The organism is Kitasatospora xanthocidica (assembly GCF_014656195.1).
Lineage (GTDB): Bacteria > Actinomycetota > Actinomycetes > Streptomycetales > Streptomycetaceae > Kitasatospora > Kitasatospora xanthocidica.
Genome location: NZ_BNBY01000015.1, coordinates 1 through 23,508, shown reverse-complemented (window position 1 = coordinate 23,508; position 23,508 = coordinate 1). Strand labels below are relative to the sequence as shown.

The window sequence follows — 23,508 nt, the reverse complement described above, 5'->3', positions numbered from 1 at the left end:
ACGCCAGGACCGCCGCACCGGCAACCGCCGCGCGGACCACAACCGTTCGAAACACTGCTGACGCTCCCTACTCACGTGTGATCAAGCGTCAGAACCCTCGCAGGGGTCGGTAGACAGCCGATCAACACGCGGGCCGCGGCCGCCCGACCAGGCGCCCCGGCCGACGGCGCCCGCGCCGCGGCTCAGCGGCTTCCGGTGACCCGGAACGGCCCGGAGTTCCAGTGCAGTACGGCCGGGCCGCCGGTCGGCCAGTCGTGGTTCAGCCGTCGGCGGTCCCGGCCGAGCGCGCCCAGGTCGAGGGGGCGCAGCGTGCCGGTGATCAGGCCGGTGGCCTCGGCGGGGGTGAGCGGCATGACCGTCACGTACTGGGCGTCGTCGCCGCCCATCCAGTCGACGAGCTCGGTGAAGATCCAGACGAACCGCTGCGAGCAGTCCCGGCAGCGGCGGACGTCCACGGAGAAGTGGGAGCCGTCCACCACATCGGTCTCGTGCTCGAACCCCTCCCGCTGGCCGCGCCACACCGCGTGCGCGTCCTCGCCGTAACACTTCGCGCAGCCGAACGCCACCATCGGCCTTCTCATCGGTCGACTCCTGTTCCGCTTCCGCGTTCCCGCTTCCGCCCGCTCCGCGACGACCCGTCCTGGCCCATGATGCCCGGACCGGTGGCGGACGGCAGCGGTTCGCCGATCATCGCCGGGCCCGGCCCCGAGCCTCCGGGGGATGACCGACCGGCGGGCCAACCCCCGGTGACGCCCGGGGGTATGCGCTGTGAAAGGCGGTGCTCGTGGCCCGTGTCCTGGGCGTTTCGGCCCCGGGCCCGTCGTGGACGGCCGGCCGCCGGGCGCCGTTCACCACCGCGCCCGGGCGGGACCGCGCGGTCGACGGCGCGGCACGGAGAGGACCCCGACGGGGGAACAGTTCACGGCCCGTTTCCACACCGTTCGCACCGCCGGGGCGGATCACCGGAACAGCCAGTTGACGCCCAGGTCCTCAGCGCGGGCTTCGAGGCCCCTCGAAGCCCGCAGCAACCTGCCACGCGGCGGCTACGCCGTCTCGCGCCCCTCCCAGAACTCCTGCACCCTGGGGTCCCCGGAATCCCTGTCCAGGATCCTGGCGGCACCGATCTTCAGCTTGAGCCGCACCTTCCGGTTTCCACTGGCGGAGAGGTTCTCGACCGTCGCCAGACTCGCTTGGAGCAGGGCATCCACGAACGGCTTCCATTCGCCTTCGTATTCCAGGACCCACTTGAGGCGCTGGTCGTCCGGGTGGTAGTTCCCGGCCTGGAGAGTCATCGGACCGATCATGCTGTAGTCGATGTACCGGAGGAAGTAGACCGAGGCGTCTACCGCGACCGGCGTTACCGATTCCTGGACCCCGGCATCCGTGACTCCTGCGTGGAACCGCCGCAGCGCATCCAGAATTTCGGGGCGACGGTAGTAGCTCGCCCGGCCGACCAGATGGAGCTCCCTGATGTCGTGGTGCCGAACACCCTGCAAGCCGGACAGATCTGTACACGCCTGGGGCACGGTCAGGACACGAATCGAGGTATCCGCAAGAGAGACGTTCCAATTCCTCCCGGAGGGCAGCGTCAGGGCGCGCAGGAAGCACCCCGCAAACCTTGTTCGCACGGCCGTCGCCTGGCTCAGGTCGACTGGGTCCGCAAACGTCGCATCCTTGATGTCAACCTCGGCTACCCGCCCGGTCGCACGCATGCTCGCCAACCAGAGCGACCCACGATTGCGCGCCGCCATCTCACGACCTACCTCGGATCCTCGGTCAGCGAGGGAGGGGTCGCACTCACGCAGAGCCTGGTACAGCTCGTCTGACCCGATCTCGGACGCCACCCGCCTCGTCATGGCCGACCGCCACTCCACAGCCTGGAGGAGACGGTTGAACGACCCGGTCTCGCCTCGCTGCACGTGCCCGATCACCAGCCCCGCAAGGAAGTAGTCGAAGAACAACTCATGCTGGAAGCGGAATCGCCGACCGGCCTCGTCACCGGCCAGGTTCTCGGCTGTCATGCCGCACAGGACCGACAGCCGCTTCCTGAGGTGCGCGTAGTCATTCTGCAGCTCTTCGGGATCATCCACACCCAGCACGATGCCAGCGGACCATTCGAGGCTGTCCAGGTCCACCTCGCGTTCCTTGTTGCCGACCATGAAGTCGACCACGTTCTCGAAGACCTGGCCGATCTGCTTGCGGGAGAGCATGGGTGCGTTGCTGTTCGACGGGTCCCTGAGCTTGTTCTCCTCACGAACCAGATAGCTCTCCACCAAATGTCCCATGAGGTCCGACGAGCTTCCAGGCAGGTCACCGCCCTGGCGCACAAGCTCGACGAACGAGCGGGCGAAGAAGGGGAGACCGAGTAGCTCCCAGTCCTCCGAACTGATTCCGCTCAGCCTGGACGCGGGAACTCCGTTCTCGGTGAGGAACGATCGAATCTCCCCCCGCCGCCACTTCTGCATCTCGGCGATCTGGTGGTGGACCGTCGCGTGGTCCTGATCGGCCTTCCGGAGACTCTCGCGGAACTGGTTCTCGTAGTAGGACGAGCGAGCCGAGACAACCAGGACTCCCCGCCCCTCGAGGTCCTTCAGCCAGGGCCGCAGGTCGCCGACCGCATCGTCAAAGCCGGCACCTCCCAGGAGTTCGTCGAAGCCATCAACGAGGAGGGCGATCACCCCGTTCCGGCAGAGCGTCTTCACCACCTCGGAGGTAAGGTTCCGAGTCTCCGAGGTGGCGTTGTTGACCGCCTCGGTCAGGCCCTTCAGAACTCGACCGCTCGACTGGATGTACAGGAGAAGAGGCCTGTCGATGTCACCGGCATCCGACGACGCACCGAGCTCCGCGGCCCGAGCGCGCGCTGCGGTGAGCATGGCCCGGGTCTTGCCGATGCCGGCCTCACCGTTGATGAAGTAGAGCAGCGTCTGCTCCCGCTTGGCTCCGCTCTGCTCGTCTACAGCGGCGATGAGCGCGTTGAAGTCCTCCGCCTCAGGCGGTTGCTGCCCGCTCTTCTGTACGATCGCATCCTTCACGACGACGGTGGCGGGACGGAGAACCACCTCCGACTCCCAGCCCAGTTGCTCCTTCTCCTCCGTCCGCAGGCGCTCCTCCAGCTCGTCCATCACCCACTGCAGCCGGCGGGCCGCCACAGGCAGGTTCGCGATAGTCCGGAGGAAGGTGCTGTACGACACCCACGTGTCGTTCCCGGAGGACCACTCCCAGCGGTTGTCCGGTCCGATCCTGAAGTGGTCACTGCGAACATCTGTCCCCTTGCTCACCGCCTGCGACCATGTCACGACGAACCCAGAGCCACCCAGACTCGGCGGAGCGTCCTCAACCTCCAGAGGGGAATGCTTCTCCTTGAAGGACGTCAGATCCTTGAGGACGTGACGGCTGAATGCGTTCCGGGCTGCATCATGCGTTCCCGGCTTCCTCAGGAGGGACTCCAGCCGCCTGGCCGTGTCCGCGGAGACCGCGTCAGTGAGCGTCTTGTGTGACGTACCGAACGACATGAAGGAAGGCTTCTTGTTGCTGTATCCGGAGAAGACCTGCCAGGTGCCGTCCTTCGCAGTGTAGAAGAACGGGAACAGGTTCACCCGATCGTTCCCGTGTACCAGCACCGGACGGCCCTCGGGGCTTCCCGGTTCGATCTCGATCCGAGCATCCGCCAGGCACTCTGCCACGATGTCCCAGAGCTTCCGGACCGGTCCGTCGACCAGTTTGTCCCAGTCCGAGCCGACCGGACCGGCGTGACTGAGGTGGTCTCGGAGCAGTTTGAACTTCTCGAACGGTACGGCCCTTCCCGGGCCCTCGCTGTGGAGACTGACCAGGCTCGCAACCGCCGCCCGCACGCGGGCCACGGTCGGACCGTTCACCGCGACCGCCCTGGTGTCACGCCCCAAGGCCTCCAAGGTCTCCTCCCAGAAGCGGTAACCCGGGGATCGGCCGGGCCCCGATTCATCCACGCCTGCGGACCTCAGAGTGCAGACGGTGAGGAGCGAGGTGAACCGAAGCAGGAACTCCAGAGCCGCGACGCTTTCCCTGGCATTCCGGGCCTCCCCCGCTACCGCAGGGGCGTAGGCGTCTTCCATCCTGCGGAGCACGGCCACAGCCGAGTCCGGTGTCTGCCCGACCATTCGAAGGCCCTTCCCGATTCACTGACCATGTGTCAATTGCCTGGGTGCGCAATGCAGGCTGGCATCGTAGCGGCAAAACGGGCAGGCTCGGACCGGCCTCCGCTCGGACCGGCCTCCGCTCAGGCCGGGGCCGAGGTCGGGGCCGGGGCCGGGGGTTGCGGGTTGTCGAGGAGGAGGTCCTGGCCGACGTCGGTGAGGGTGTGGCGGACCTGCCTGCCCTCGCGCCGGGTGCCGATCAGCCCGGCCGCGCGCAGGGCGGCGGCGTGGGCGGAGGCGGAGGGCGGGGTGACGCCGAGGCGCTGGGCGAGTTCGGCGGTGGAGCAGCCGCCGCCGGCGATCACGCGCAGCACGCGGGCCCGGGCGGGGCCGAGGACGGCGGCGAGGCCGTCGGCGGTCGACGGCCGGGTCGGGGGTTCGGCGGCCGGGGCGCCGAGGGGGTGCAGCAGCAGGCTCTGGCGGTCCGGTCCGGCCAGGAGGCCGATGCTCTGCTGGACGAAGAAGTTGGGCCGCAGCTCCAGGCCCCGGCCGCCCAGGTCGAAGGAGCCCTCCAGTTCGCCGAGGGTGCACTCCAGGACGCCCTCGTCCCGCCAGACCGCGTTCGGGTGGAGCGAGTCGAGCATCGCGCCGATCCCGGAGCGGGCGGCGGTGCGGGCCCGGACGGCGATGTCGGCTTCCAGGGCGCGGCGGATCTCGGGCCAGTCCGGGGCGAGGCAGGTGCGGAAGAGTGCCCAGGCGCCGTCGCTGACCTCGCGCAGGCCCCGGGTGCCGTCGTCGCACAACCGGGCGAGGGCGGTCGGGAGTCCGGTCCCGCTGCCGAACGGCGCGACGCCCTCCTCGACGACCTGCTGCGGGACGGCGAGGAGCGCGTCGAGCTCGTCGTCCAGCTGCCGGCGGACGGCGTCGAGGTCGGCCACCATGAAGTCGGGGACGCCGATCGGGCTCGCGTTGACCACGTCGAGGAAGCGCCGGGCCCGGTCGGGCACATGGCGGCGGACGTCCCGCCACCAGCGCTCGCTGCGCGACCCGGTGCCCTGGTGCACGCCCTGCCTGGCCGAGCCGGCCATCAGGTGGTCGAGCGGCGATATGACGAACCGGGTCTTCGCGAGATCCGCGACCCCGAACTTCAATGCGATCACGAATCGTCCTCCCGCTCCCCCGCAGCCGCCCTGACCTGGCGCGTTCTCAACTATTAGGCCCAGAGGCTAATGCATGGCCGTCCGGCCGCCGCGCTTGGCATGCTCTCTCCGTCGGCACGGGGGAAGCCCGCTCCGGCCCCCACCACGAGGGGAGTGGGGGCCGGAGCAAAATCCCCGGCCGCTTGTTCGGTAAACCGAACATCCGGCGCCCCTGGCGAACCGCACCGGCTCAGTGCGCAGTCCCCAGCGACGGCCCCTGCAACGGGCCCTGCGACGGCCCCAGGGCAGGCTGCGCGGCGGGTTCCAGGGCGGCCCGCCCGACGGCCCCGTCCGCCCCCTCCCCCGCCCCCTCGCCCGCGAGGTGCAGCCGCTGCTCCGCCCGGTACTGCAGGAGGAGCACCGAGCGCACCGGCTCGCCGCCCACCGCCGTGTACGAGTGCGGCAGCGAGGCGTCGAAGCCGACGTAGTCGCCCGGGCCGAGCTCGACCTCCCGGCGCCCGGCCCGGACCCGCAGCCGCCCGGCCTGGACGACGGTGTGCTCGGTGCCGATGTGGCCGGCGGAGATCTGGGTGCCGTCGGTGCGCACCTGCTGGTCGTAGATCTCGAACACCACGTCCCCGGACTCGATCCGGCGCAGCGGGCGCAGGTCCACGCCCCGGCCGCTCAGCACCTCGGCGTCGGCCGCCCGCACCACCGTCACCTCGTCGGCGGGCCGTGCCTCCACCAGGTCGGAGATCGGCACGCCGAGCACCCGGGAGAGTCCGAGCACGGTCTCCAGGGTCGGGTTGCCGGCCCCGGACTCCAGTTGGGAGAGCGTCGCCTTGCCGATCCCGGCCCGCCGGGACAGCTCGGAGAGCGAGAGCCCGCGCTGCGCCCGCACCCGCTTCAGGTTGGCGGCGAGGACACCCCGGACGGTCTCCGTGCCCTGCTCACCCGCCCGGTGCGGACCGGGCTCCTCGGCGTCGTTCACCCTCGACCTCTTCTCTCCCGGCAATGTTCGATATACCGTACGGGACGCATGCCGACGGACGGAGCAGCGTAGCGAAGCGCGTCGCGTCCACGACCCTCACCAGGAGACCGTATTGACATCCTCCCCGCCCTAAAGGACGGGAACTCCTCCCGCGCCCGTGGCACGGACATCCGTGCGTGGCGGGTCGCCGAGGCGGGTTCCCCGTTCGACGGGCCGTGCCCGGCGTGGGATCGCCACACCGGGACTGACCGGCCCTCCAGGGGCGTTTAGCCTGTCCGCCTGCCCGGCGGCCAGGATGTTTCGAGCAGCATTGAGGTCACGGTCATGCAGCACGCCACACGCGCCGCAGGCCCACTCGCGGACGGCGGGCGGCTTGGGCCCGTCGCGGTGTCCACACGCCGAGCAGAGCTGGGAGGACGGGAACGCCCGATGCACGACACCGACGGTGCGCCCGTAGCGGGCGGCCTTCTCTTCGAGCAGGCGCCGGAAGGTGGCCCATCCGGCGTCGTGGACGGACTTGGCGAGTCGGCCTCGGGCGAGGCCGCGCACGTTCAGGTCCTCCAGGTAGACGGCTTGGGTTTCGCCGATCAACTTGGTGGTCTGCTTGTGCAGCCAGTCCATGCGGGTGTCGGCCACCTTGGCGTGCGCCTTGGCGACCTTGATGCGGGCCTTGGCCCGGTTCTTCGAGCCCTTGGCCTTGCGGGACAGCTCCCGCTGCGCGGCCTTGAGCTTCTTCTCCGCCTTGCGGAGGAAGCGCGGGTTGTCGATCACCGTGCCGTCCGAGAGGACGGCGTATGTGGTCAGCCCGAGGTCGATGCCGACCTCGGCATCGACCTCGGGCAAGTGGCTCGGTTCGACGTCCACCACGAAACTCGCGTGGTACCGGCCGGACGGGTCCAGCACGATGGTCACCGACGACGGGTCGGCCGGGAGAGCGCGGGACCACTTCACGCGCACATCGCCGATCTTCGCCAGATTCAGCTTCCCATTGCCCCGGACGCGGAATCCGTTGCGGGTGAAGCGGAGGCTCTGATGATTGTCCCGCTTCGACTTGAAGCGGGGCAATCCGACAGGACGACCGGCCCGCTTGCCGGACACAGAGTCGAAGAAGTTCCGGTACGCGGTATCAAGATCCCGCAGGGACTGGATCAGCGGGTCCACGCCAACCGAGGCCAGCCACGCCCGCTCCGCCGTCTTCTTCGCCCCGGTGATCACCAGCTTCTGAAGATCGGTGCTCTTCGGGTACGGCCGCCCAGCCTTCCGGGCCTCCTTCCGCGCCGCCAAGGCATCGTTGTACACCACCCGCGCACACCCGAACGTCCTGGCCAGCGACGCACACTGACCTGACGTCGGATAGATGCGGTAGGAGTACCGAAGATACACAGGATCAACCTACCGAGGGCCACTGACAACGGCCTCCGTCCGAACGTCCGAAGACCGCTCCGCCGCTTCGCGGCTCCGCTTCAGGGGCCCTCCCCCGCCCTCCGGGAGGGGCCCCGCCTCTCCGGCCTGAACGCCGGGACACCCTGGGAGAACACAGATGACCGAGCCCGCCGACACCATCAAGTACCGGAAGAACGGCCTCACCCGTGGCGTCACGGACGAGCTCGCCGAGAGCATGAAGCGGGGCTGGGCCGACACCGAGCGCACCGCCCTGGAGCCGATCCGGCAGGCCGCGCACACCGCCCGCCGCCGCGCCGAGCTCTCCGCGGCCTTCCCCGGCGAGCTGCTGGTGGTCCCGTCCGGCAACCCCAAGGTGCGGGCCAACGACACCGACTACCCGTTCCGGCCGTCCTCCGACTACGTCTACCTGACCGGTGACCAGTCCCAGGACTCCGTACTGGTGCTGGAGCCGACCGGCGACAGCGGGCACACCGCCGTCCTCTACCTGCGCAACCGCTCGGAGATCGACAACGGCGAGTTCTGGCTGGACAACCACGGCGAGCTGTGGGACGGCCGCCGCAACAGCCTGACCGAGAGCGAGCGGCTGCTCGGCCTGCCCTGCCGGGACGTGCGCTCCGTCCGCGACGACCTGCGGGCGTCCACCGGCCCGGTGCGGGTGCTGCGCCACCACGACGCGGGCGTGGAGCGGGCCCTCGACGGCCGGGCGGACGCCGGACGGGACGAGGAGTTCGAGGTCTTCCTGTCCGGACTGCGCCTGGTGAAGGACGAGTTCGAGATCGCCGAGCTGCGCTTCGCGTGCGAGGCCACCGCCCGCGGCTTCGAGGACGTGGTGCGCGTCCTCGGCACCGACTCCGCGACGCCGGAGCGGCTGATCGAGGGCACCTTCTTCGTCCGCGCCCGGATCGAGGGCAACGACGTCGGCTACAGCACCATCGCCGCGGCCGGCCCGCACGCCACCACCCTGCACTGGGTGCGCAACACCGGCCAGGCCCGGCCGGGCGACCTGCTGCTGCTGGACGCGGGCGTGGAGACCAACGAGCTCTACACCGCGGACGTCACCCGCACCCTGCCGGTCAGCGGCCGGTTCACCGAGGTGCAGCGCAGGGTGTACGACGCCGTGCTGGCCGCGCAGGAGGCGGGCATCGCGGCGGTCCGGCCGGGCGCGGACTTCCGCGACTTCCACCACGCGGCCCAGCGCGAGCTCGCCGAACACCTCACCTCCTGGGGCCTGTTCGGGGACCTGACCGCCGACAAGGTGTACGAGCTGGGCCTGCACCGCCGCTTCACCCTGGCGGGCACCGGCCACATGCTGGGCATCGACGTGCACGACTGCGCCCACTCGCTCACCGAGCTCCACGTGGACGGCCCGCTGAAGCCGGGCATGGTGCTCACCGTCGAGCCGGGGATCTACTTCCAGGAGAACGACCTGACGGTGCCGGCGGAGTACCGCGGCATCGGGGTGCGGATCGAGGACGACATCCTGGTCACCGAGGACGGCAACGAGAACCTCTCCGCGGCCCTCCCCCGCCACGCCGACGAGGTCGAGTCCTGGCTGGCCGCCCTGCGCGCCTGACGGCCGACGGCACCCGGGGCGCCCGAGCGGGCCGCCCCGGGTGCCGCACCGGCGGGGCTACCTCAGCTTGGCCAGTGCCTTCCCCACCCGGCTCACCGCGGCCACAACCTCCTCGCGCCGGCGGGCGGTGAAGCAGAGCCGGTAGAACCCCGGTACCGGGTTGTGCATGGTGCCGCCGGGCAGCAGGCTCACCTCGGTGGGCGCGGCCGCGAGGTAGCGGAACAGCCACTCCTCGTCCGGGTCGAGCCCCTTCGGCCCGACGACCGGCAGTTCGATGTCGCCGTCGGGCTCCACGCGCTTGCCGAGGTACTCGGTGAGGTCGAGCCAGAAGAACTGGGCGGCGTTGTCCCCGTCCCGGTGGACGTACCGGATCCCGGCCTTGTCCAGCGCGGCCTTGACCTCCGTGAAGCTCTTGCCGAGCAGTTCGGGGTACTTCTCCATGGCGTACGTCGTGTAGAGCCGCCCGTCCTTGGTGGCGCTGAGCAGCTCCCCGATGACGAAGGTCTTCAGCGAGTCGAACGGGGTGAACCAGGGCAGCGGGTGGGTCCGTTCGGCCGGGTCCGTGTTGCCGAGCATGGCGCGGTGCACGGCTGGGTTCTTCGAGACGACGAAGCCGGTGCGGAAGCCGGACAGCCCGAAGTCCTTGGCGAAGCCCCACACCACGTGGATCCGGTTGGCGAACCCCTGGTACGCGCCCAGGGTCACCGCGCCGGTGAACGGCGTCTTGGAGCCCTTGAGCTGGGAGTGGCAGTAGATCTCGTCCGAGATGACGTGCATGTCGGTGTAGGCCATCGCCCAGGCGTAGATGCCTTCGAGCAGGTCCCTGTCGTAGTTGACGCCCAGCGGGTTGTGCGGGTTCGTGAGGACGAGCAGCCGCGGGCGGTGGCCGGCCTTCTGCCGCGCCTCGTAGGCCTTGATCACCAGGTCCAGGGTGAGGCGGTACCGCCCGGCGCCGGTGGTGGGCAGGTTCACCGGGACGCACTTGAGCTTGGGCCGTTCCTCGAAGGACCAGTTGAAGCCCTGCCAGTACGGCGCCGGGATCAGCACCTCGTCCCCCGGCTTGAGCGCCGGCGTGCCCGCGCCCTTGCGCATCAGCCCGAAGGCGATGCACTCCAGCGCGGAGGAGACCCCGGCGCAGCCGAAGACGTCGTCCTCCAAGACGGTCCGCTTGTATGCCCGGCTGAGGAGCTCCGCCACCTGCCGGCGCAGCTGCGGGATGCCGGCGGCGGCCATGTACTGGATGTTCCGTTCGGGGATCAGCTGGATCTTCTTGAAGACGTCCGCGTTCATCGAGTCGTGGTAGAGCAGGACGTTCTCCGCGACGGAGAGGTTGACGGCGGTGTCCGACGCCAGGTGCTGGTGGTAGAACGCGAGGGCCTGTTCGAGGTCGCTCAGGCCGGCGAACACGTCGGCGGCGGCCTCGGGCGAGGCGAGCCTCAGGCCGTTCTCGGTCATGGTCATGGTGGGTGGTCCCCTGTCGGGTGGGCGGGTCGGAGCGCGTGACGGAACGTGACCGTTCGCACACGCATCGGGCACAGCGGACCACGCCCCGGAACCGGCCGCCAGCCCTCGGCGGCCGTCCGGACGGGGACCCGGCCGACGGTTCCCGACCGGCCTTTCACCGGCTGTTCAGCGCTCCTCCCGCGGCTGGCCCAGCGGCTTGACCCAGCGGCTCCACTGCGGCTCCGGCGCGTACCCGGCGGCCTGCCAGGTGCGGTGGCCGAGCGCGTTGTCGTCCAGCACCATGGCGTCGGCCCGGCGGCCGCCGAGCGCGGCGAAGCGTTCCTCGGCGGCCGCCAGCAGGGCGGCGCCGATGCCCCGGCGGCGGTGGGCGGGGTCGACGGCGAGGCGGTAGAGGTGGCAGCGCCAGCCGTCCCAGCCGGCGATCACGGTGCCGAGCAGGGCGGCCGGGTCGTCGGCCGGGGTGGCGACGATCAGACACTGCGGGTCGCGGGCGAGCAGCGCGGCCACGCCCGCCTCGTCGTCCGTGATGCTGGCGCCCTTGGCGGCCCGGGCCCAGAGGGCGAGCAGGGCGGGGATCTCGTCGGGGGTGGCGGGGCGCAGGGCGATCTGGTCGGTCATGCCGGCCTGTCTAGCAGCCGGTTCGGCTCCGGCACCGGGAATTCCACACCCTGGACGGCTCGGCCCTCGGGCGGGAGCGAGTCCCGGAACGACGGCGCCGCCCGCCCCGGCCCTCCGTCGGAGGGGCGAAGCGGGCGGCGCCTGATCGCGCGACGGCCGTCAGAAGTGGCGGCCGCTCTCGCGCTCGGACTTCTCGATCTGGTCGATCCGGCGCTGCAGCGCGTCGGCCTGGGCGCGGGCGCGGCGCGCGGCGTCCCGCTCGCCCTCGCGGTCCAGGCGGTTGGCCTTGGCGCGCAGGTCGGCGACCTGCTGGCGCATCTGGTTGAGGTCAACGGTGATCGAGGCGGCGGCCGCCGGCTGGGCGGTGGCGACCTGCGCGACCGTCGCCAGGGCGCCGCCGGCCAGGGCGGCGGTCAGGACGAGGGCGGGGATGCGTCGACGCATGGGTGACTCCTTACGGTGGTGCACGGTTCACTGACTGGACATCATCGGATTACCAGTCAGTAACCATCATGGCATGATCTTGCGTCAGCGTTTACCACCCCTTGACCATCCCCCGCCCCTGAGGCGCCGTCAGCCGAGCCTCCACACCGTGGTGGTCTTCACCGCCGTGTCCTCCAGGTCCGCGACCACCGGCACCTGGTACGCCGCGACCGCCGTGAACCGCTCCCGGGGCAGGTAGGCGCGGCCCGGGTCGCCCACGACGACCGTGGCCCCGCGCGCCGCGGCCCGTTCCAGGAACGGCAGGAAGCGGGCGGCCATGGCCCGCTCGTAGAAGACGTCGCCCGCGAGCACCACCTCGGCCGGGGCGCCGTCGCCGTCCACCAGGTCCACCAGGGCGCCGTCCACCCGCACCCCGTTGGCCTCGGCGTTGAGGCCGATCGCGGCCACCGCGTAGCCGTCGATCTCGGCCGCCCGCACGGCGGACGCCCCGCGCAGCGCGGCGGCGACGCCGACCAGCCCGGACCCGGCCGCGACGTCCAGCACCGTCCGCCCCGCCACCAGCTCGGGGTGGTCCAGCACGTAGCGGCTGACGGCCACCCCGCCCGCCCAGGCGAAGGCCCAGAACGGCGGCGGCAGTCCGTCCTCCCCGCGGGCCCGCTCGGTGGTCTCCCAGAGGGCGATCGCGTCCTCGGCCATGTACAGGCTGATCTCGGGCACGAAGGGGACGGACTTCAGCTCGGTCTCGCGCCGGATGAAGGCGAGGTCCTCGGCCGGTTGAAGAGTGCGCAGCTCATTCGGCATGCTCCGCAGCATAGGGCCGGTCGGGGGTGCTCAGGCGCGCCCGGCGGCCTTCTGGGTGCGGCGGGCCAGCGAGTCGACCACGACGGCGGCCAGCAGCACCGCGCCGGTGATCATGAACTGGATGGCGTTGCTGAGGCCCTCGATGTTCATCCCGGACTGGATCGAGGCGATCACCAGCGCACCGAGCAGCGCCGACCAGGTCTTGCCGCGCCCGCCGAAGAGGCTGGTGCCGCCGATGACGGCCGCCGCGATGGCGTTCATCAGCAGGTTCCCGCCGCCGGAGGTCTGGCTGGCCGACTGGATCTGCGCCGCCAGGAACAGGCCGCCGACGGCCGCCATGGTGGAGCAGATGGTGAAGACGCTGATCCGGATCCAGGACACGTTGATACCGGCCCGCCGGGCGCCCTCGATGTTCCCGCCGAGCGCGAACACCTGTCGCCCGTACGCGGTGCGGCGCAGCACGAAGTCCAGCACCACGATGAAGATCAGGAAGATCAGCAGCGCGAGCGGCAGCCCCTTGTACTGGTTGAGCGTGTAGGCGGCCAGGAAGGCGACGATGGCCAGCAGCACGGTGCGCAGCACGATGTCGGCGAGCGGCCGGGACGGGACACCGGCGACCTGGCGCCGGCGGGCGTCGATCAGCGAGGCGAACAGGAACAGCAGGACGCCGATCGCCGCCACGCCGTACCCGGCGATCTGCTGGCCGTAGATGGTGCTGTAGAGCCTGGAGACGATGTCCTTGCCGGACAGGTTGACGGTGCCGTTGGTGCCGAGGACCTGCAGCATCAGGCCGTTCCAGCCGAGGTTGCCGGCCAGGGTGACCACGAAGGCCGGCACGCCGACCTTGGCGAAGAAGATGCCGTGGATCGCGCCGACGACCGCGCCGCCGACGATGGCGGTGATCAGCGCGAGCCACTGGTTGACGCCGTTGGTGACGTTCAGGACGGCGAAGATCGCCGCGCACAGGCCGCTGACCGAGCCCACCGACAGGTCGATCTCGCCGAGCAGCAGCACGAAGACCACGCCGATCGCGATCATGCCGGTGCCGACGATCTGCTGGGACAGGTTGGAGAGGTTCTGGGCGGACAGGAAGCTGCTGTTCAGGCTGCCGAACACCGCCCAGATCACGATCAGGGCGAGCACCACGGGCAGCGATCCCAGCTCGCCGCTGCTCATCCGGCGGCGGAACTCGCCCAGGTAGCCCTTGATGCCCTCCTGCCGGACGATCAGCCGCGGGTCGACCGCGGGGGTGGCCTCCGGGGCCACCGGGACGGGGGCGTTGACGCCGCCCAGGGGCATGCTGTCCTCGGGCAGCGGGCCGTGGCGGCGCTCGGGTTCGCCGCCGGATCCGCCGCCGGGCGCGCCCCCCGGATTGTTCTCGCTCACTGGGAGTCCTCCTGGCCGCGGGCCTTCCGGCGGGTCACGGCGTTGTCCGTGGCGCCGGTGATGGCCGAGATGATCTCTTCCTGGTTGGTGTAGCGCTTGTCGAAGACGCCGTTGTTGCGTCCGAGGCGCAGCACCGCGACGGTGTCCGCGACGGCCATCACGTCCGCCATGTTGTGGCTGATGAGGATCACGCCGTGGTCCTGCTCGCGCAGCCGCTCGACCAGGTCGAGCACCTGGGCGGTCTGCTCGACGCCCAGGGCGGCGGTCGGCTCGTCCAGCATCACGACCTTGGGCGAGCCGATCAGCGCGCGGGCGATCGCGACGACCTGGCGCTGACCGCCGGAGAGCGAGGCGACCGGGATGCGCACGCTGGGGATGCGGATGGACAGGGTGTCCAGCAGCTGCCGGGACCGCTTCTCCATCGCGACCTCGTCGAGGATGGTGAAGCGGCGGATCTCGCGGCCGAGGAAGAGGTTCCCGACCACGTCGAGGTTGTCGCAGAGCGCGAGGTCCTGGTAGACGGTGGCGATGCCCAACTGCTGGGCGTCCTGCGGCCGGTGGATGCTCACCGCCTTGCCCTGCCACTCGATGACGCCCTCGTCGGGCTGGTGCACCCCGGCGATCGCCTTGACCAGGGTGGACTTCCCGGCGCCGTTGTCGCCGACCAGGGCCACCACCTCGCCGCGGTGCACCTCCAGTTCGATGTCGGTGAGCGCCTGGACGGCGCCGAACCGTTTGGAGACCCCGCGCAGGGCCAGTACGGTCTCACCTGCCACAGTGACCAACTCCCTTGCCCCGCCTCCGTCGTGGAGGCGGGGCCTGTTCGGGTTCGAGGGGGGGACGGCGGTTTCGGGAAGGCGTCGGCTACTGGAGGCCGGCGGACTTGCAGGCGGCGGCGTAGTCCGGCGTGCAGATCTGGTCGACGGTGTAGAGACCGTCCTTGACCACCGTGTCCTTGACGTTGTCCTTGGTGACGACGATCGGGGTGATCAGGTTGGCCGGCACCTTGTTGCCGCTGCCGTTGGTCACCGTCGTCGGCGCGAGGGTGGAGTCGAGGGTCTTGCCGGCGGCCAGCGCGACGGCCATCTGGGCCGCGATGTCGGTCTCCGGCTTGAACGGCTTGTAGATCGTCATGGTCTGCGTGCCGGCCAGGATCCGCTGGATGGCGTCGAGTTGGGCGTCCTGGCCGGTGAGCGGGACGCTCAGGCCGGCCGCCTTGAGGGCGGTGGCGATACCGGCGGCCATGCCGTCGTTGGCGGAGTAGACGCCGACCACGTTGCTCGCGCCGATCGCGGTGATCGCCGCCGCGGCCTCCTGGTTGGCCTGGTTCGGGTCCCACTGCGGGGTGTCGTACTCCTTGCCGATCTTCAGCTTGCCGTCGATCGCGCTGTGCGCGCCGGCCTTGAAGTCGGCCGCGTTGGGGTCGGTCGGCGAGCCGTTGATCATGATGATCGAGCCGGCGTTCGCCTTGTCGCCCACCGCGTCCACCAGGGCCTTCCCCTGCAGTTCGCCGACCTTGTGGTTGTCGAAGGACACGTACGCGTCGACCGGCCCCTGGGCGAGCCGGTCGTAGGCGAGCACCTTGACGCCCGCGTCATGGGCCTTCTGCACGGAGGACTGGATCGACTTGGAGTCCACCGCGTCCAGGATCAGCACCTTGTCGCCCTTGGTGAGGGCGGTGTCCACCTGGGTCTGCTGGGTCGTCGCGTCCTGGTTGGCGTTGTAGTAGTCGATCTGCGCCTGCGGTGCCAGCTCCTTGATCTTCGCCTCGATCAGCGGGCGGTCGAACTGCTCGTAGCGGGTCGTCTTGGTCTCCGGCAGCAGCAGGCCGATCCGGACGGCCCCCACGGCGGCGCTGCCGCTCGCGCCGCCCGAGGCGCCACCGGAGGATCCGCCGCTGGAGGACTGCTTGGCGCTGCCGCAGGACGCGGCGCCCAGGCCGAGGGTGACCACTGCAGTGACCGCGAGGACGCGGCGAAGCCGGATGCTCATGAGGATGCCTCTCCTGTCGAGTCCACCCCCACGCATCCGAGTCTGCGCAGCTCCGCCCGTCCGCACGATCCTTGCTGCGCCGAACGGGGGCACCCGGACCTCCGGGCCCCCATCGGGCTGGACGACCCGGAGGCTGTTCGTCTACATTTCTGTAGACGTCGGAGGCGCACGGCATCACCCCCCCGGACAGCTGTGCGCCTCCGGCCTCCCTCCGGCCTCGCCCTTGGCGTGTCGCCGGTCTCCCTCCGGGGTGTCGCCCGGGCGCTCAGCCCCGCTCGTCCACCACCCGCTTGATCTTCCCGACCGAGCGCTCCAGGGTGTACGGCTCCACCACCTCGACCGCGACGGTGACGCCGACCCCGTCCTTCACCGCGCGGACGATCGCCTCCCGCGCCGCCTCCCGCTGCTCGGCGGGCGCGTCCGGCCGGGCCTCGACCCGGACGGTCATCCGGTCCAGCCGCCCCTCCCGGGTGAGCCGCAGCTGGAAGTGCGGCGCGACCGCCGGGGTGCGCAGCAGGATCGCCTCGATCTGGGTCGGGAAGACGTTGACCCCGCGCAGGATGATCATGTCGTCGCTGCGCCCGGTCACCTTCTCCATCCGCCGGAAGGCGGGCCGCGCCGTGCCGGGCAGCAGGCGGCTGAGGTCCCGGGTGCGGTAGCGGATGATCGGCAGCGCCTCCTTGGTGAGCGAGGTGAACAGCAGTTCCCCGCCCTCCCCCTCCGGCAGCACCTCGTCGGTGAACGGGTCGACGACCTCCGGGTAGAAGTGGTCCTCCCAGATGTGCAGCCCGTCCTTGGTCTCCACGCACTCCTGCGCCACACCCGGGCCGATCACCTCGGAGAGGCCGTAGATGTCGACGGCGTGCAGGTCCATCCGCTCCTCGATCTCCCGCCGCATCTCCTCCGTCCAGGGCTCGGCCCCGAAGATGCCCACCTTGAGCGAGGTGCCGCGCGGGTCGACGCCCTGCTTCTCGAACTCGTCGAGCAGGGTGAGCAGGTACGACGGCGTGACCATGATGATCTCGGGCTCGAAGTCCCGGATCAACTGCACCTGCCGGGCCGTCATGCCGCCGGAGGCCGGGATGACCGTGCAGCCGGCCCGCTCCGCGCCGTAGTGCGCGCCGAGCCCGCCGGTGAACAGCCCGTAGCCGTACGCGATGTGCACCTTGTGGCCGGGTCTGCCGCCGGCCGCGCGAATCGAGCGGGCGACCACGTCGGCCCAGAGGGAGAGGTCGTTCTCGGTGTAGCCGACGACGGTCGGCAGGCCGGTGGTGCCGCTGGAGGCGTGGATCCGACGGACCCGCTCCATCGGGACGGCGAACATGCCGAAGGGGTAGCCCTCGCGCAGGTCGGCCTTGGTGGTGAAGGGGAAGCGGGCGAGGTCCGCCAGGGCGCGGCAGTCCTCGGGGCGGACGCCGGCCACGTCGAACTTGCGCCGGTAGAGCTCGACGTTGTCGTACGCGTGCCGCAGGGTGGCCCGCAGCCGGGTGAGCTGGTGGGCGCGCAGCTCGTCCAGGCCCATCCGCTCGCCGGCGTCCAGGAGCCCGGGCGGGATCGGCTCTCCGAGGTGTCGGCGCGGGACGGATGCGGTGCCGGTCATCGTCGCTCCTTCGCTGGTCGGCCGCTCCGGAGCCGTGGGCGGTCACCCGGCTTCGGGGGCCTGCCTGAACTCCGAAGAGTGCCTACCGATCGTTCGGTCAGGCGCAGTCAGGGCCAGTAATCCAGTACCCGAACCGAGTGTCAAGGGATCACACCGGGCTGCCATCGACCCCGCACCGGGCTCCGCAATGGGAGAGTTCCGACGGTTTCGCCCCGACTTCGCCCCAACCGCTTGGCTAGGCGATATGAAAATCATTACGGAAGCTTGACCCGTAGGCGTGATCCACCGGCCCGGCCCCGTGGTTCAGTGGTGCGGTTTCCCCCGCACCCCGGAGTGATCACCGTGCCCACGACTCCCGCCCTGGTCAGCGCGCTGCGCGAACTCGGCGAACGACCCGCCGTCGTCGCCGACGGGCGCGCGATCAGCGGCATCGGACTGCTGCTCGGCGTCTCCCCGCCCGGCGGCCTGCCGCGGGCCCTCGCCGAACGCGTCGCCGGCCACTCCGCGCTGACCCCCACCGCCGCCCGCGCCGCCGAGCAGCGGCTGCGGTACTGGGCCGGCATCCTCGGCCCGCCGCCGATCCGGCACACCGTGCTCCACCCCGTCAACGACCTCGCCGTCGAACTCGCCCTCGCCACCCTGCTCGCCGGCGGCACCGTCCACTGCGGCGACCCCGAGCAGCGGCCCGACGACCTGCTCGCCGCCGTCGCCGCCGACCGCATCACCCACCTCAGCCTGCCCTCCGCCCTGCTCTGGCACCTCAGCCGACAGCCCCGGCTCCCCGACCACGACCTCGGCGCGCTGCGGCTCGTCCTGCACATCGGCCCCGAACCCCGTCAGGAGGACGTCTACGCCGCCGTCGACGCGCTCGGCGCCGTCCTCGCCCACGTCCGCGCCCCCGACAGCGACGCCGAAGCCGCCGACCACCGACTGCGCGCCGACACCGAAGCCGCCACGGCCGCCGCCTGGAAGCACAGCATCGGCGTCACCACCGCGCAGCTCCGCGACTTCGGCGCCCGCCTCGACCGCGCCGTGCTCACCTCCCTGCTGCTCGCCCTCCAGCAGCAGGGAGTCCTCACCGACGCCGGACGCGGCTGGTCCGCGGCCGAACTGCTCGCCACCGCCATGGTCACCCCCGCCCAGCGCCCCCGGGTCACCCGCTGGCTCGACGCGCTCGCCCGGCACGGCCTGATAGCCCGACACGACGGCGGAGCCCAGGGCCCGGTCTTCCACGGCGGCCCCGAACTCGCCGCCGCCGAGGTCCGCGAGTCCTGGCGCCCGGTCACCGAGGCCTGGGCCGACGGCCTCGGCCCCGCCGCCGCCCTCGACCGGGTGCGGCGCGGCGCCCTGTCCCTGCCCAAGCTGATCACCGGCGAAGCGGCACCCCACCCCGCCGCCGCCCCCGTCCGCTGGTCCGCCGCCCGCGGCTACCTCGGCACCGCCCTCGGCGCCCTGGTACGCGCCACCGCCGACGCCCACGACCGGCCCACGCCGCTGCGCGTCCTCGAACTCGACCCCGACGGCGTCGACACCACCGTCGCCCGGGCCCTCGCCGCCCGGCCCCGGCCCAGCGCCGACCACCACGCCACCCCCGACCGCGGGCGCTACGACCTCGTCGTCGCCACCGCGACCCGGCCCCCGAAGGAGGAGGCCGAGGCGCTCGTCCGACTGCTCGCCCCCGGCGGCCGACTGCTGCTCCTCGCCCCCACCGCCGAACAGCTCGACCTGCTCATCACCGGCCACACCCGGCAGCACCTCCCCGCCCACCCGGCGGACCACTGGCAGGCCGCCCTCACCGCGGCGGGCTGCCAGGCCGTCCACACCCTGCCGGAGGACGGACACCCGATGGGGCTGCTGGGGCACCGGCTGTTCGCGGCCCGGGTGGACTGAGACCCCGGGTCGGCTGAGACTCCGGGTGGACTGAGACGGGGACGGGACGTACGCGGCCGGGCTGGCTACGATCAAGGGCCATGACCGCCTCCGCTTCCGTAGCCGGGGCGGTCCGTTCCGTGCTCGGCGCCCTGTCGGTCGGCTCCCGGCGCGGCCTCGGCTCGCTGCTGCCCCCGCGTTCCCGCTGGTCGGCACCGTCCCGGCGGCCCGGGCCAGGACCGTCCGTGGCCGCGCGGTGAAGCCCGGGTCACGCACCGCCACCCGATCCGTACCATTTCGATACCGAAGCCTGGGTGAGCTGCGAGGATCCTCGCCGCCCGGGCCGGTCCCCGGGTAGGCTCCGCTTGTCCTCCGGCCCCCGCGCAGGCGGCCCCCTGCCGCCGTGCCGCGATCCGGGGGCGCACCCCGCGGGCCATTCGGTGGGCACCGCGCACTCGACACCGCGCGCCAGGGCAGTCGCGCGAACGGCGAAGGGCATCGCATTGGCGGATCGGCTCACCGGAGGAGACTCCTCACTGCTGCGGCGGATCAACGCGGCGGTCACGCTCCGGGCGCTGCGGAACGGCCACTCCGTGACCCTCACTCAGCTCGTCGGCGAGACCGGGCTCTCCCGCCCGACGGTCGAGGGCGTGATCGAGGGCCTGGTCGAGACCGGGCTGGTCGCCGAGGTCGAACAGCCGAGGGAGGACGGCCAGCCGGGCACCGGCCGCCGCGGCCGCCCGGCCCGCTGGTTCCGGTTCCGCGCCGAAGCCGGGCACATCCTCGGCATCGAGATCGGTGTGCACGACATTCGGGTCATCCTGGCCGACCTCACCGGCGAGGTGGTGGGCAGTCACTTCAAGCCGGTCGACGAGACCCTGGAGGCCGAGGAGCGGCTCACCGCCGTCCGCACCGCCGTCGCCGAGGTGCTGCGCAAGGCCGGCATCTCCCGGGACAACCTCTGGGCCGTCGGCATCGGCACCCCCGGCATCGTCGACCGCGAGGGCACCGTCCAGCTCGGCACCGCGATGCCCGGCTGGACCGGCCTCGACCTCGGCGCCCGGCTGCGCCGCTCCTTCCGCTGCCCGGTCCTGATCGAGAACGACGCCAACCTCGCCGCCATCGCCGAACACTGGCAGGGCTCGGCGGTCGGCGCCCACGACGTGGTCTTCGTGATGGCCGGCCTCAGCCCGGGCGCCGGCTCCCTCATCAACGGCCGGCTGCACCGCGGCTTCGGCGGCGCGGCCGGCGAGATCGGCGCCCTGCACCTGCTCGGCCAGGAAGTCACCCCCGAGCGCCTGCTGTCCACCACCGGCAAGCCGCTCAACCCGCTGGACGAGGCCGCCGTCGCCCGCGTCCTGCGGCTGGCCCGGGAGGGCGACGAGGTCGCCAAGGTCGCCATGGACCGCTTCCTCACCCGCCTCGTCCAGGGCGTCGCCGCGCTCGTCCTGGCCATCGACCCCCAACTGGTGGTCATCGGCGGCTGGGCGGCCGGACTCGACGGCGTCCTGGACCCGCTGCGCGAACGCCTCGCCCAGTTCACCCTGCGCTCCCCCGAGGTCGCCCTGGCGGCCCTCGGCTCGGAGGTCGTGGCGATGGGCGCCCTGCGCGTCGCCCTCGACCACGTCGAGGAGCAGCTGTTCGCGGTGGACCCGCCCCGGACCTGACGGGCCCCCGGACCTGACGGGCGGGGCGGCGGGGGCTCAGTCCCCCACGCCGCGGCCGCGCGCCGTTCTGTCCGCCCGGAACGCGGCATCGTGCTCCGAGGCCTCGGACCTCGCCCGCGGTCATCCGTACGCCACCCCTCGACGGCAAGACGGCAAAGGCCCGGACGCCGACGGGCGTCCGGGCCTCGGCCTGAGGGTTTCCGGCAAATGGATCAGGGGTGTTTCAGGAGGCGGTGCCTGCCTCAGGAGGCGGTGCCTCAGGAAGCGGTGCGCACCTCGGCGTTCGCGGCCACCGGGGTGACCTCGACCAGTCCGGCCTCGCCGAAGGTCAGCTTGCAGGTGTCCGCCCGGTAGGTGGCCACGGCCACCGCCACCAGGCGGCCGACCGAGGCGTACTGGGTGGTCATGACCAGGACCGGGGTGCCCGGCGGGCGCTCCAGGAGGGCGGCCTCGTCGGCCTCGGCGACACCGAGCTCGACCGAGCGCGACTCGCCGTCGACCTCCAGACGCTCCAGCTGGCGCAGCACCGAGCGGGCCCGGTCGCTCTCCGCGCGGAAGCCCGGCAGGTGCGGCAGCGCCGCGGCCGGGACGTGCAGCGACTCGCCGGCCACCGCGGTGCCCTCCACCAGGCGGACCCGGCGGACGGTGTGCACGGTGGCACCCTCGGCGATGCCCAGGGTCTTGGCCAGCTGCGCGGTGGCGGGGGCGGTGGTGCAGTCGATCGTCCGCCAGGACTGGCTGCGGGCGGCGCCGGGCCAGCCCTCCTCCTGCCGGTTGACCGGGACGCCGACCCGCGGGGCGGCGATCAGGGTGCCGATACCCCGGCGTCGCACCAGGCGGCCCTCCAGCTCCAGCTGGTCGAGCGCCTGGCGCAGCGTCGCCCGCGCCACGCCGAAGCGGGCCGAGAGCTCACGCTCGTTGGGCAGCACCTGACCGGTGGAGAACTCCGAGTCGATGGCTCGCAGCAGCACGGTGCGCAGGTGCCAGTACTTCGGCTCCGGCACCGCTGAAAGCTGTCCTGTCGTCCCCACCGTGGCCTCCACCTGTCTGTCCTGTCCGCCCTACGACAAGGAGGGCGGATCCCGGGCCCGCTGTCCGCTGTTGCGGCAGGTGGGAGAGCGAGCCTTTATCCGTCCTTCTTTATTAAAGGTCCTTGCAGTAAGTGACCCTAGGGGCTCCATCCGAAGATGGTCAAGACCAATGGCGTCGCTTGGTGCGACTGTCGCACATATTCATGCCGCGTTCACGACAGCTCCTGTCAGTCGCTGTCGGAATCCGTCGCGACCGGCCCCACCACCGCGCGCCGGGGTTCGGGTCGGGTACGGCCAGTCGGTAGGCTGCCCGGGTGATCGTGGTGACGAGTGTGAATGTGAACGGAATCCGGGCGGCGGCCAAGAAGGGCTTCGTCGAATGGCTGGCCGGCACCGAGGCGGACGTGATCTGCCTGCAGGAGGTGCGCTCCGAGCCCGGGCAGCTGCCCGTCGAACTGCGCGACCTCGACGGCTGGCACGCGGTCTGGGCTCCCTCCGTCGCCAAGGGCCGCGCCGGCGTCGCCGTCCTCTCCCGGACGGAGCCACAGCGCACCGTCATCGGATTCGGCTCGGAGGAATTCGACAATTCGGGCAGGTATGTCGAAATCGACCTCCCCGGCCTGACCGTCGCCAGCCTCTACCTCCCCTCCGGTGAAGTCGGCACCGACCGCCAGGACGAGAAGGAACGCTTCATGGCGGAATTCCTCGTCCACCTCACCGCCCTGCGCACCCGCGCCGCCGCCGACGGCCGCGAGGTCGTCGTCTGCGGCGACTGGAACATCGCCCACCGCCCCGAAGACCTCAAGAACTGGAAGGCCAACCAGAAGTCCGCGGGCTTCCTCCCCGAAGAACGCGCCTGGCTCTCCCGCGTCTACGACGAAGCCGGCTACGTCGACGTCGTCCGCACCCTCCACCCCGACCGCACCGGCCCCTACACCTGGTGGTCCTACCGCGGCCGCGCCTTCGACAACGACTCCGGCTGGCGCATCGACCTGGTTGTCTGTACTGGAAACCTCGCTGAGAAATGCGTCGAGGCCTACGTCGAACGAGCAGCCTCCCATGCCGAGCGCTGGTCCGACCACGCTCCCGTCACCGCAGTCTTCGACTTCGACCAACTCCATTAGCGCTGACGGAAGATGACGCGCCCTGGTGAGGCCCCTCGGTCACAGCCACATCCGACCGGTGCAGAACCAGGGCGCTCGCCCGCCCGTCACCCCACCGCAGACCACACAGCGGAGGTCGCACAGTTCACACCCGACAGGCCGGACACCGACAAGGGAAACGACTCGATTCGAGGTCACCGAACCGGTCGCCGTACAGGCCGAGGACGGCCGGGGCGGCACCGTCCACGTGCGGGCGCTGGCCCCCGGCACCCGCTACACCCTGCGGGTGCGCCCCGAACTCTCCTCCCCCGATC

The 23,508-nt window shown here is 71.4% G+C and carries 18 protein-coding genes; 4 read left to right on the top strand and 14 right to left on the bottom strand.

Annotated features, from left to right (window positions below):
• Positions 1–182 precede the first annotated feature (182 nt).
• The 5 genes from IE332_RS24445 to IE332_RS24425 all read right to left on the bottom strand — a co-directional run bounded on the left by IE332_RS24445 (position 183) and on the right by IE332_RS24425 (position 7,625).
• Positions 183–581, bottom strand: coding sequence for a hypothetical protein (locus IE332_RS24445; RefSeq protein ID WP_229928876.1), 399 nt, complete (start codon positions 579–581; stop codon positions 183–185).
• A 462-nt stretch (positions 582–1,043) separates the two neighbouring features.
• Positions 1,044–4,091 (bottom strand): NACHT domain-containing protein, encoded by a 3,048-nt coding sequence (locus IE332_RS24440; protein ID WP_189920180.1) that lies wholly within the window; start codon positions 4,089–4,091, stop codon positions 1,044–1,046.
• A gap of 164 nt (positions 4,092–4,255) precedes the next feature.
• On the bottom strand, positions 4,256–5,272 hold the full coding sequence (locus IE332_RS24435) for an ArsR/SmtB family transcription factor (RefSeq protein WP_189920178.1): 1,017 nt from the start codon (positions 5,270–5,272) through the stop codon (positions 4,256–4,258).
• A 229-nt stretch (positions 5,273–5,501) separates the two neighbouring features.
• On the bottom strand, positions 5,502–6,242 hold the full coding sequence (locus IE332_RS24430) for a helix-turn-helix domain-containing protein (protein ID WP_189920176.1): 741 nt from the start codon (positions 6,240–6,242) through the stop codon (positions 5,502–5,504).
• Between the two features lie 129 nt (positions 6,243–6,371).
• Positions 6,372–7,625 (bottom strand): RNA-guided endonuclease InsQ/TnpB family protein, encoded by a 1,254-nt coding sequence (locus IE332_RS24425; protein ID WP_189920174.1) that lies wholly within the window; start codon positions 7,623–7,625, stop codon positions 6,372–6,374.
• Between the two features lie 157 nt (positions 7,626–7,782).
• Here IE332_RS24425 and IE332_RS24420 point away from each other — a divergent pair, with 157 nt between their 5' ends.
• The gene (locus tag IE332_RS24420) at positions 7,783–9,219 is read left to right on the top strand and encodes an aminopeptidase P family protein (RefSeq protein WP_189920172.1); all 1,437 of its coding nucleotides are present in this window, start codon (positions 7,783–7,785) and stop codon (positions 9,217–9,219) included.
• 57 nt (positions 9,220–9,276) lie between these two features.
• Here the strand turns inward: IE332_RS24420 and IE332_RS24415 are convergent, their stop codons facing one another.
• The 8 genes from IE332_RS24415 to paaK all read right to left on the bottom strand — a co-directional run bounded on the left by IE332_RS24415 (position 9,277) and on the right by paaK (position 17,524).
• Entirely contained in the window at positions 9,277–10,680 is a 1,404-nt protein-coding gene (locus IE332_RS24415; RefSeq protein ID WP_189920170.1) for a pyridoxal phosphate-dependent aminotransferase, read from the bottom strand.
• 168 nt (positions 10,681–10,848) lie between these two features.
• Positions 10,849–11,301 (bottom strand): GNAT family N-acetyltransferase, encoded by a 453-nt coding sequence (locus IE332_RS24410; protein ID WP_189920168.1) that lies wholly within the window; start codon positions 11,299–11,301, stop codon positions 10,849–10,851.
• A gap of 159 nt (positions 11,302–11,460) precedes the next feature.
• Complete coding sequence (locus IE332_RS24405) at positions 11,461–11,745, bottom strand: hypothetical protein (protein WP_189920167.1); 285 nt, start codon at positions 11,743–11,745, stop codon at positions 11,461–11,463.
• Positions 11,746–11,874: 129 nt separating this feature from the next.
• Positions 11,875–12,546: a class I SAM-dependent methyltransferase gene (locus IE332_RS24400; RefSeq protein WP_189920165.1), complete on the bottom strand. Its 672-nt coding sequence runs from the start codon at positions 12,544–12,546 to the stop codon at positions 11,875–11,877.
• A gap of 30 nt (positions 12,547–12,576) precedes the next feature.
• Positions 12,577–13,845: a sugar ABC transporter permease gene (locus IE332_RS24395; protein WP_189920439.1), complete on the bottom strand. Its 1,269-nt coding sequence runs from the start codon at positions 13,843–13,845 to the stop codon at positions 12,577–12,579.
• Between the two features lie 83 nt (positions 13,846–13,928).
• Positions 13,929–14,708 (bottom strand): ATP-binding cassette domain-containing protein, encoded by a 780-nt coding sequence (locus IE332_RS24390; protein ID WP_373313820.1) that lies wholly within the window; start codon positions 14,706–14,708, stop codon positions 13,929–13,931.
• A gap of 88 nt (positions 14,709–14,796) precedes the next feature.
• Entirely contained in the window at positions 14,797–15,924 is a 1,128-nt protein-coding gene (locus IE332_RS24385) for a sugar ABC transporter substrate-binding protein (RefSeq protein WP_189920161.1), read from the bottom strand.
• Between the two features lie 265 nt (positions 15,925–16,189).
• On the bottom strand, positions 16,190–17,524 hold the full coding sequence (gene paaK, locus IE332_RS24380) for a phenylacetate--CoA ligase PaaK (RefSeq protein WP_189920158.1): 1,335 nt from the start codon (positions 17,522–17,524) through the stop codon (positions 16,190–16,192).
• A gap of 342 nt (positions 17,525–17,866) precedes the next feature.
• Between paaK and IE332_RS41955 the strand changes: the two genes are divergently transcribed.
• Together IE332_RS41955 and IE332_RS24370 are read left to right on the top strand one after the other, a co-directional pair.
• The gene (locus tag IE332_RS41955) at positions 17,867–19,414 is read left to right on the top strand and encodes a hypothetical protein (RefSeq protein ID WP_189920156.1); all 1,548 of its coding nucleotides are present in this window, start codon (positions 17,867–17,869) and stop codon (positions 19,412–19,414) included.
• A gap of 482 nt (positions 19,415–19,896) precedes the next feature.
• Positions 19,897–21,060 carry an ROK family protein gene (locus tag IE332_RS24370; protein WP_229928875.1) on the top strand — a complete coding sequence of 388 codons (1,164 nt, stop codon included), beginning with the start codon at positions 19,897–19,899 and terminating at the stop codon, positions 21,058–21,060.
• 257 nt (positions 21,061–21,317) lie between these two features.
• Here IE332_RS24370 and IE332_RS24365 read toward each other — a convergent pair whose 3' ends face one another.
• Complete coding sequence (locus IE332_RS24365) at positions 21,318–22,091, bottom strand: GntR family transcriptional regulator (protein ID WP_189920152.1); 774 nt, start codon at positions 22,089–22,091, stop codon at positions 21,318–21,320.
• Positions 22,092–22,405: 314 nt separating this feature from the next.
• Here IE332_RS24365 and IE332_RS24360 point away from each other — a divergent pair, with 314 nt between their 5' ends.
• Complete coding sequence (locus IE332_RS24360) at positions 22,406–23,215, top strand: exodeoxyribonuclease III (protein WP_189920150.1); 810 nt, start codon at positions 22,406–22,408, stop codon at positions 23,213–23,215.
• The last annotated feature ends 293 nt before the right edge of the window (positions 23,216–23,508 follow it).

Coding starts and splice junctions, on each gene's coding strand:
- IE332_RS24400 (WP_189920165.1), bottom strand. CDS start 12,546: ATGCCGAATGAGCTGCGCACTCTTCAACCGGCCGAGGACCTCGCCTTC.
- IE332_RS24385 (WP_189920161.1), bottom strand. CDS start 15,924: ATGAGCATCCGGCTTCGCCGCGTCCTCGCGGTCACTGCAGTGGTCACC.
- IE332_RS24420 (WP_189920172.1), top strand. CDS start 7,783: ATGACCGAGCCCGCCGACACCATCAAGTACCGGAAGAACGGCCTCACC.
- IE332_RS24405 (WP_189920167.1), bottom strand. CDS start 11,745: ATGCGTCGACGCATCCCCGCCCTCGTCCTGACCGCCGCCCTGGCCGGC.
- IE332_RS24445 (WP_229928876.1), bottom strand. CDS start 581: ATGAGAAGGCCGATGGTGGCGTTCGGCTGCGCGAAGTGTTACGGCGAG.
- IE332_RS24410 (WP_189920168.1), bottom strand. CDS start 11,301: ATGACCGACCAGATCGCCCTGCGCCCCGCCACCCCCGACGAGATCCCC.
- IE332_RS24415 (WP_189920170.1), bottom strand. CDS start 10,680: ATGACCATGACCGAGAACGGCCTGAGGCTCGCCTCGCCCGAGGCCGCC.
- paaK (WP_189920158.1), bottom strand. CDS start 17,524: ATGACCGGCACCGCATCCGTCCCGCGCCGACACCTCGGAGAGCCGATC.
- IE332_RS24440 (WP_189920180.1), bottom strand. CDS start 4,091: ATGGAAGACGCCTACGCCCCTGCGGTAGCGGGGGAGGCCCGGAATGCC.
- IE332_RS24395 (WP_189920439.1), bottom strand. CDS start 13,845: ATGCCCCTGGGCGGCGTCAACGCCCCCGTCCCGGTGGCCCCGGAGGCC.